Origin of the sequence: uncultured Thiocystis sp. (assembly GCF_903866365.1) — a bacterium.
GTDB lineage: Bacteria > Pseudomonadota > Gammaproteobacteria > Chromatiales > Chromatiaceae > Chromatium.
The window spans coordinates 1-3,104 of the sequence record NZ_CAIPNF010000459.1 but is presented as its reverse complement, the minus strand read 5'-3'; the positions used below and the strand labels follow the sequence as shown (position 1 = coordinate 3,104).

The 3,104-nt window shown below is 62.3% G+C and carries 3 protein-coding genes; 2 read left to right on the top strand and 1 reads right to left on the bottom strand.

Annotated features, from left to right (window positions below):
* Positions 1 to 144: 144 nt before the first annotated feature.
* Together QZY07_RS25080 and QZY07_RS25075 are read left to right on the top strand one after the other, a co-directional pair.
* A complete protein-coding gene (locus QZY07_RS25080; protein WP_363184839.1) occupies positions 145 to 402 on the top strand; it encodes a heme-binding protein in 258 nt (85 codons plus the stop codon).
* Entirely contained in the window at positions 399 to 1,178 is a 780-nt protein-coding gene (locus tag QZY07_RS25075) for a phosphodiester glycosidase family protein (protein ID WP_295408785.1), read from the top strand. Before QZY07_RS25080 ends, QZY07_RS25075 begins: the two co-directional genes overlap by 4 nt.
* A gap of 413 nt (positions 1,179 to 1,591) precedes the next feature.
* On the opposite strand, the gene QZY07_RS25070 is transcribed toward QZY07_RS25075, so the two are convergent.
* Positions 1,592 to 2,443 (bottom strand): replication initiation protein, encoded by an 852-nt coding sequence (locus QZY07_RS25070; protein ID WP_295408784.1) that lies wholly within the window; start codon positions 2,441 to 2,443, stop codon positions 1,592 to 1,594.
* Positions 2,444 to 3,104 lie beyond the last annotated feature (661 nt).

Below are 3,104 nucleotides of genomic sequence, written 5' to 3'. Positions count from 1 at the left end.
TCCATGAAAACAGCGTGACGTGGCGTCGATGTCGTGAAAAATGGCCATTCAATGACCCATTGATGAGAAAGTCACCTTGATTTTCAGCCTCCAGAGCGGCTTCGCCGCGACGTCCGACCTAAGTCGGACAGGCTCCTAGAGAGCCTGCCGGTCCCCAACAACCCGCGCATCCGACTGCGCGAGGAACCGCCGCGTCTGGTGGCCGCGCGTCAGTATGCGGGCGGCTGGAGCGAAGCGGCTTATCGCAAGCAGGAGGCCCAATTGCTGGCGGCGGTGCGCCAGGCGGGCTACCAGACCCTCGGCGAACCGATCTACGCCCGCTATAACTCGCCCTTCTCGCTGCCGTTCCTGCGGCGCAATGAGGTGCTGATCGCGGTCGAGGCACCGACGACGGCGTCATGAGGTCTCGCGGTCGCTGGCTCGGGATGGGGTGGCTGCTGATCGCGCCGGCCCTTGCCGCCGCGTGGCAGCCGGTCGGGGAGGCGGGCTGGCCGACCGCCAGCGAACCGCTGGCCTATGTCCAACGCACGCTGGAGCGCCCGCGCGACGCCCAGACCGTCACCGCGCATCTGGCGCTGTTCCGTTCGTCGGCCTACCGTCTGACGGTGCTCGATCGGGGAGCGCACACCGCAAGCCTGCCGGACGCCTTCCGGGACGCGGGCATCGTCGCCGGGGTCAATGGCGGTTTCTTCCATTCCGACGGGCGCCCGCTGGGGCTGGTGATCGCCCAAGGCCAGCGGATCAATCGCGTCGAGACGACACGGCTACTCAGCGGCGTGCTCTATGGCGATGACCGGGGCATTCATCTGTTGCGACGCGCCCGCTTCCGGGATCATCCGGGAATCGACGCCCTGGTGCAGAGCGGTCCCTATCTGGTGGAGAATGGGCGGGCGGTGCGGGGATTGTCCGCCAAGGATGCCAGCCAACGCACCTTTGTCGCGACGGATTGGCGCGGACACTGGGTGTTGGGCGCGACGCGGACGCCGCTGACCCTTGCCGACCTGGCCGAGTGTTTGAGCGCGCCCGGTGCCCTGACGCCCTGGCCGGTCGAGCGTGCCCTCAACCTCGATGGCGGCTCGTCGAGCGGCTTTTTCTTTGATCGCGGCACCGGCGTCGAACCGGTGGCGATGCGGCCCTGGAAACCGGTGCGCAATCTGATTGGGTTGCGTCCGCGCTGAGGGTGGGTTCCCGATGACCGATCCCGCCCGATTCGGCCAAGCGCAAAACTGAGGCGGTGCCGGAACGGGGATCCTGGACGGTGCGAGCGCGCCTGACCGTTGCGGTGGCCGCGCCCTCGCCCCACGGCCGCGCACCGGCTCCAGGTCCAGGCCAAGCGCCACGTTTCACGGGGAACACGCATCCGGGCGGAACCGCCATCGCCGTTGCATCGAGACGGCCCCGCGTTTCCGCGCCTGGATCGGCGGTCCGCCGAGGAGCGCCTCGAACGGCCTGCCGATCGCCGGCATCGCACGCAACGCGCGTGCGCCGGGAGAACGGCTCAGCGCGCGGGTGTTTCACGCGGCCGCGGCCGCCCCGAAGCAGACGTTCTTGTCCCTTTGGGATGACGGCTTACGCGGTCGGTGAGGGCGCTTCACCCCTTCGTGGTCGCGTCACGCTGGCGTAACAGGCGCTCACGCACCTGATCCCAGGTCTCCCCAGGTCGGGCGTGGCGCTCGATCTCGGCGCGGGTCAGGGTAATGGGTGTTGGGGTTGCTGGCAGTGGCGGGGCGGTTGGCTGATTTGGCTTGAACCCGAACTGGAAGTGAAAGGCGACCACCGCTCGGCCCTGTTTGCGCTGCGTCCAGCGGACCCAGAGATTGCTATGCGCATTGATCTGCTCGACGGCCGGCTCGATCACGCGCCGCTTCAGGTCATGGATGCGCGTGTAGCAGTCAGGCACCGCGAAGCGTTCCTTCAGCCAATCCACGCCGACCTCGCGCTCTCCCTGCATCTGCCACTGGATCAGCAACTCATAGAGGCGGATCGCATAGACCGACGTCATGGCGGAAACATGCTTGAGTTTGTAGCGGGCGAATTCGCCGGCAAGCTGCGTCAGATAGGGCATGATCTTCGGCGAGAGGAAAAGGCGGATACGTCCCTCGCTCGGGAGGTAGTCGATCGCGGAGATCCAGCGCGTGCGGGTATAGGCGAGTGCGGGCGTGTCGGGGTCCGGGTGTTCGATCACCACCCAGCGTTCCGCGATACGTTCCGCGGCATCGCGTAACAGCTCGTAAGACTGTTTCTGGGGAACGTCGAACAGATCGGCGATGCTGCTTGCGGACACCTCGTAGCTCAAACTCTCGACGCTGTCTCCGATCGGCCGGCTATCGATCTGCGCGATGACCGCCAGCAACAGGCGCTGCTCGGCCAATGTCAGCCGATACGCGGCCTCGATGAGCTTGTTCGCCTTCGCGATCAGATAGCGGTTGGTGGGCTCGTCCATGTCCGCAGTCTACCGCATATAACGACATCGTTGGTCGATGTCTGGCTATACCCGGAATCTGTCGTCTTACGACCCGGAATCTGTCGTTGTTTCACCCGGAATCTGTCGTCTTATTGCCGGAATTTGTCGTTATATTTTGATATTTATATTTTTTTATTCAAAGGCTTACGACGCCTAAAACAAGTTAAAATAATAAAATAGAAAATAAGCCAGTGATCATTTTGAAAAAAGAGTCCCAAGACTCCTGAACCCAAGGCAACCCGGAATCTGTCGTCTTATCAGCCATTCGCCAGATAGACTGGATCTCAGCGAGAATTCTCGGGTTTAGATCAGTGTCGCAGTGGTGCGCGCATTCAGTTTCCGCTTCCATAAGACGACAAATTCCGGGTCATGGCCAACTTCTCGAACTTTTTTAGTGTATTCACGAAGCGTCGTAATTCCAGACCGAAGGCAAGTGATCGAAACGCAATCCACAAGGGAAGGGAAGGGAAGGGAAGGGAGGGTAAACCTAGCGCACACGCACGCCAGGTGCCCAGGCACTCGCGCGCTTTCCTGCGTTGGAATCGCCCAGATGCCGCATCGGCGCACGTCAGCGGATTCGTCTATAGATCTCGTATTTATCATCCAGACATTTCATGGGAACAAAACTCATAAACATCTG